The organism is Agrococcus sp. HG114 (assembly GCF_024723325.1).
Lineage (GTDB): Bacteria > Actinomycetota > Actinomycetes > Actinomycetales > Microbacteriaceae > Agrococcus.
Genome location: NZ_JANQCH010000140.1, coordinates 1 through 5,647, shown reverse-complemented (window position 1 = coordinate 5,647; position 5,647 = coordinate 1). Strand labels below are relative to the sequence as shown.

Below are 5,647 nucleotides of genomic sequence, written 5' to 3'. Positions count from 1 at the left end.
CCGCCGAGCCCGCCGCGCCGGCACCGGCCGCGGAACCCTCCGTGCCGAACCCGGTGGCCGCGGAGCCGGTCGCCGCACCGCCCGTCGAGCTCACCGAGCCGTCGACCGACGACCCCTTCGTGCTCGCGGCGATCGAGCGGGTGCGCGGCTGGGTGTCGCGCCCGGGCAGCAGCGGGCAGGACAAGGCGGCCGAGCGGCTCGCCGCGCTGCTCAAGGAGCCGAACGGCCTCCGCTTCGCGCTCGGCTTCGTCGACGAGGTGATCGGCCCCGAGGACCCGAAGGTCGGCGCGCGCAACCTCGAGGCGCTCAGCCGCGAGATCCCCGGGTTCCTCGACTGGTACCTCAAGCTCGGGATCACCGCGGGCGGCGGCTTCGGCATCGTCGTGCCGCGCCTCATCATCCCGGTCGTGAAGCGGGCGATGCGCGAGATGGTCTCGCACCTCGTGATCGACGCGGCGCCGGCGCGGCTCGCGAAGCAGCTCGCGCGGCTCCGCGAGGACGGCACCCAGCTCAGCATCGCGCCGCTCGGCGAGGCCGTGCTCGGCGAGGAGGGCGCAGGGAGGCGCATCGCCGAGATCACCGAGCTGCTGCAGCACGACGACGTGCCCGCCGTGTCGATCGCAATCTCGGACGTCGCGCCCCGGCCGCAGCCGTGGGCGTTCGACGAGGCCGTGGAGCGCCTCGTCGAGCGGCTGCTGCCGCTCTACCGGCTCGCGGCCGAGTCGAGCCCGCCGAAGCTCCTCACCCTCGACGCAGGGCTGCACCGGGATCGCGACCTCACGATCGCGGTCTTCGAGCGGCTGCTGTCGCGGCCCGAGCTCGCGCGGCTCGAGGCCGGCATCGCGCTCCAGGCCTACCTCCCCGACGCGCTCGCCGCGTACCGCCGCCTCGCCGCCTTCGCGAAGGAGCGCCGCGCGGGCGGCGGCGCGGGCATCAGGGTGCGGCTCGTCAAGGGCGCGCACCTCGCGATGGAGCGCGTCGAGGCGGCCCTGCACGGCTGGCCGCTCGCGACGACCGGCTCGAAGGCCGCGAGCGACGCGAGCTTCAAGCGCGTGCTGCGCGAGGCGCTGCTGCCCGACAACGCCTTCGCCGTGCGCGTGGGCGTCGCGAGCCACAACCTGTTCGACCTCGCGTACGCCGCGGAGCTCGCGAGGCACCACGGCACCCACCGGCGGGTCGACGCCGAGATGCTGCTCGGCATGGCGGCGGAGCACCGGGACGCCGTGCGCGAGGTGTTCCACAGCCTCGTGCTCGGGGTGCCCGTCGTGCGCCCCGGCCGGCTCGACGCGGCCGTCCCCTACCTCGTCCGCCGGCTCGAGGAGCACGCGGCCGACGAGGGGTTCATGGCGAGCATCGGCGACCTCGCCGAGCCCGCCGCGTTCCAGCGCGAGCGCGACCGCTTCCTCGCGTCGCTCGAGGTGCTCGAGCGCGAGGGCGCGGCGGGCGAGCCGCAGCCGGCCCGCTACCAGGACCGGCTGGGCGACCTCGCGGTCTCCGTCGCGCATCCGCACGGCTTCGCGAACGAGCCCGACACGGACCCGTCGCTCGCCGCCAACCGCGCGTGGGGCCGGCAGGTGCTGCGGCGCGCGGCCGACTCGCAGGTGGGCCTCCGCACGCTCGAGCTGAACCGCATCGACGACTGGCCGACACTCGAGCGCCGCATCGACCGGGCGGCGCAGGCGGCGGCGGGATGGGCCGGGCTGGGTGCGCAGCGCCGCGCCCAGATCCTGCGCGACGCGGCCACGGCGCTCGGCGTCTACCGCGGCCGCCTCGTCGAGGCGATGCTCGCCGAGACCGGCACGACGCTCGCGGACGCCGACCGCGAGGTCTCGGCCGCGGTCGACTTCGCCCGCCACCACGCCGAGCAGGGCATCGCGCTCGAGCGGATCGAGGACGCCGCCTGGCGCCCGGTCGAGCTCACCCTCGTGATGCCGACGTGGAGCTCGCCCGTCGCCACCGCGTGCGACGGGGTGACCGCCGCGCTCGCGACCGGCTCGGCCGTCATCGTCGAGCCCGACCCGCGAGCGCGCCGCTCGGCGGCCGTCATGGTCGAGGCGCTGTGGGAGGCCGGGGTGCCGCGCGAGGTGCTCGTGCTGTGCGACGTCGACGACGGCGAGCTCTCGCGACGGCTCGTCGCCCACCCGGCGGTCGGCCGCGTGCTCCTCACTGGCTCCTCCGAGGCGGCCGCGCGGTGCACCGCGTCGCGTCCCGACCTGCCGCTCCTCGCGCGCACGGGCGGCACGAACGCGATCGTCGTCACGCCGTCGGCCGACTTCGACCTCGCGGTCGCCGACATCGTGCGCAGCGCCTTCGCGGGCGCGGGCCAGCAGCGCACCGCCGCGTCCGTCGTGATCCTCGTCGACACCGCCGGCGACAGCGAGCGGTTCCGCCGCCAGCTCGTCGACGCCGCGTCGGCCCTGCGCGTCGGGTCGCCGCTCGACGCCCGCACCGACGTGGGCCCGCTCATCGAGCCGGCGCGGGGCGAGCTGCTGCGCGCGCTCACGACGCTCGAGGACGAGGAGGAGTGGCTGCTCGAGCCGAAGGCGCTGGATGCGTCGGGCCGGCTCTGGTCGCCCGGCATCCGCGATGCGGTGCTCCCGGGCTCGTTCACGCACGTGACCGAGCTGCTCGGCCCCCACCTCTCGCTCATCGAGGTCGACACGCTCGAGGACGCGATCGAGGTGCAGAACAGCACCGAGCTCGCCCTCACCGCCGGCATCCACTCGCTCGATCCCGAGGAGGTCGAGCACTGGCTCGACGAGGTGCAGGCGGGCAGCCTCTTCGTGAACCGCGGCATCACCGGCAGCGTCGTCCGGCGGCAGCCGCTCGGCGGCTGGAAGGGCTCGCAGGTCGGCCCCGGCACCCACTCCGGCGGCCCCGGCTCGCTCCTCCCGCTCGTCGACTGGGAGCCGGTGCACGCCGAGCCGAAGGCGTCGGTGCGCCTCCACGGGCTCGACCGGAAGGTGACCGAGCTCATCGACGCGGCCACGCCGTCGCTCGACTTCGTCGAGTTCGACGCGGTGCGCGCGGGCGCGAACAGCGACGAGGCGTGGTGGGAGGAGGAGCTCGGGGCGTCGAAGGACGTCTCCGGGCTCGGCGTCGAGCGGAACGTGCTGCGCTACCGGCCCGCCGAGGTGCTCGTGCGGCTCGCCGAGGACGGCGCGGTCGTCGACCTCGTGCGCGTGCTCGCCGCGGCGGCGCGCGCGCGTGCCGCGGTGCGGGTCTCGAGTGCGGTCGAGGTGCCCGAGGGGATCGTGAAGCTCGCGCGGCGACCGCTCCCGGCGCTGCGGATGCTCGAGGCCGTCGTCGAGTCCGATGCCGACTTCCGCGCCCGGGTGCGGTCGGGGGCCGCGCTGCAGCCGGTCGAGCGCGACGACGTGCTCGGCCTCGAGCGGCCCTCGGAGCCCGTGCGGCGCATCCGCGTCGTCGGCAGCGACCCTGCGCTGCGCGAGGCGCTCGCGGGCGGGACCGCGGTCGCCGTCTACGACGGGCCGGTGACGCGCGAGGGGCGCATCGAGCTGCTGCCGTTCGTGCGCGAGCAGTCGGTGTCGATCACTGCGCACCGCTACGGCATCCCCGACCGGGCGATGCTCGAGCTGCGAGTCTGAGGGGTCCCATGCGGTACGGATACAAGGCGAGCGCGGAGCAGTTCTCGCCCGCGGAGCTCCTCGACCTCGTGGTGCTCGCCGAGCGCGTCGGCCTCGACACCGCGTTCATCAGCGACCACCTGCAGCCGTGGCGGCACGAGGGCGGGCACGCGCCGAACGCGGTCGCGTGGCTCGGCATGGCGCTCGAGCGCACCGAGCGGCTCGTGCTCGGCACCTCGGTGCTGACGCCGACGCTGCGCTACCACCCGGCGGTCGTCGCGCAGCAGTTCGCGACGCTCGGGCAGGTGCACCCCGGCCGGCTCATCCTCGGCGTCGGCACGGGCGAGGCGCTCAACGAGCAGGCGATCGGCGTCGAGTACCCCGAGCTCGGGGAGCGCTTCGCGCGGCTCCGCGAGGCGGTGCGGCTCATCAAGCGGCTGTGGACCGACGAGCGCGTCGACTTCGAGGGCGACTACTACTCCCTCGCCGGCGCGACGATCTACGACCGGCCGGACGAGCGCATCCCCATCTACGTCGCCGGCGGCGGCCCCGGCACGACGCGGTACGCCGCGCGCTTCGCCGACGGCCACATCTGCACGTCGGGCAAGGGCGACGAGTACTACCGCGGCACGATCGTCGCGTCGCTCGAGGAGGGGCTCGCGCAGCAGGGCCGCGACACCGCCGAGGTCGACCGGATGATCGAGATCAAGGTCTCGTACGACCGAGACCCCGCGCGGGCCCTCGAGAGCACCCGGTTCTGGGCCGCGCTCTCGCTCTCGCAGGAGCAGAAGCACGCCGTGCACGACCCGCTCGAGATGCAGCGCCTCGCCGACGAGCTCCCGATCGAGCAGGTGGCGAAGCGCTGGATCGTGGGGTCGGATGCGTCGGCGGTCGCGGGCGAGATCGCCCACTACGTCGACCTGGGCTTCACCCATCTGGTCTTCCATGGGCCGGGGCACGACCAGCGCCGCTTCCTCGAGCAGCTCTCGGAGGACGTGCTGCCGCTGCTCCCGGCCCGCTGACCCGCACGGAGGAGCGCGCTACGCCGCCGCGGGCTCCGTCGCCACGCGGCGCACGAGCGGCAGCGCCGCCGCGGTCGCCGCGAGGGTGAGCCCGACGGCGCCCACCGCCATGAGGACCCAGGTGATCACGGAGGCCGGGTGCGCGATCCACAGCACGAACATCGGCAGGATCAGCAGCAGCGCGACGCCCGCGGCCGCGCCGACGGCCATGACGAGCGGCAGCGCCACCTGCCGCACGAGCGCCGCCCGCATGACCGAGAGCTCGACCCCCATCCGGTGCATCGCCTGGTGCTCGCGACGCTGGTCGAGCACCTTCGCGGATTGGGCGATGCCCGCGAGCACGGCGCCGAGCACGCCCGCGATCGCGATCGTCAGCACGGCGCCGGTCGCCATGTCGGCGCTCACCTGGTCGCGGCCGCCCGCCATCGCGGGAGCGAGCGACGCGAAGCCGCCCGCCATGACCGCGATCGCCATGGCGCCGACGATGTTGAACGCGCCGCGCGGGTCGTCGACCACGCGGCGCGCGGCGAGCAGGGTCGCCGGGCGCCGCGCCGACTTCGCGACGATCCACGCGAGGCCCTGGATGAGCAGGGGACCGATGAGCGCGTACGCGAGCACGACGACCGAGACGAAGGCGATCGAGACCGTCTGCTCGACCGGCACGACGTCGAGCACGACGACGAGCACGTAGCCGAGGGCGGCGACCCCGAAGCCGGCGATGCGCCACAGCGACAGCCGCCTCGCGCCGACGCGCTGCGCGACCCCGAGCGGCGTCACGTGCACGCGCCGCAGCGACGCGAGCGCCGCGACGAGCGCGGTGGCGACGACCGCTCCCGCGGCGCCGCCCCACACCCACGCGGGGGGCAGCAGCTCCGCGACCGTGAAGGGCATGCCCTGGAACTCGATGCGCGCGAGCCCCGGCGTCACGGCGAGCGCGAGCATCGCACCGACGGCCACGCCGGCGAGCGCCTGCGCGACGGCATCGAGCACCGCCATTGCGCTCACCTGGCCGCGCGTCGCGCCCGCGAGGCGCAGCGC

3 protein-coding genes are annotated in these 5,647 nt (G+C 75.3%); 2 read left to right on the top strand and 1 reads right to left on the bottom strand.

The features are described 5' to 3' along the window. Nucleotides 1–41 precede the first annotated feature (41 nt). Complete coding sequence (locus NWP09_RS11275) at nucleotides 42–3,608, top strand: bifunctional proline dehydrogenase/L-glutamate gamma-semialdehyde dehydrogenase (RefSeq protein ID WP_258275607.1); 3,567 nt, start codon at nucleotides 42–44, stop codon at nucleotides 3,606–3,608. A gap of 8 nt (nucleotides 3,609–3,616) precedes the next feature. After that, a complete protein-coding gene (fgd, locus tag NWP09_RS11270; protein WP_258275606.1) occupies nucleotides 3,617–4,609 on the top strand; it encodes a glucose-6-phosphate dehydrogenase (coenzyme-F420) in 993 nt (330 codons plus the stop codon). 18 nt (nucleotides 4,610–4,627) lie between these two features. On the opposite strand, the gene NWP09_RS11265 is transcribed toward fgd, so the two are convergent. After that, the coding region (locus tag NWP09_RS11265) for an FtsX-like permease family protein (RefSeq protein ID WP_258275605.1) at nucleotides 4,628–5,647 on the bottom strand (1,020 nt) is incomplete at its 5' end.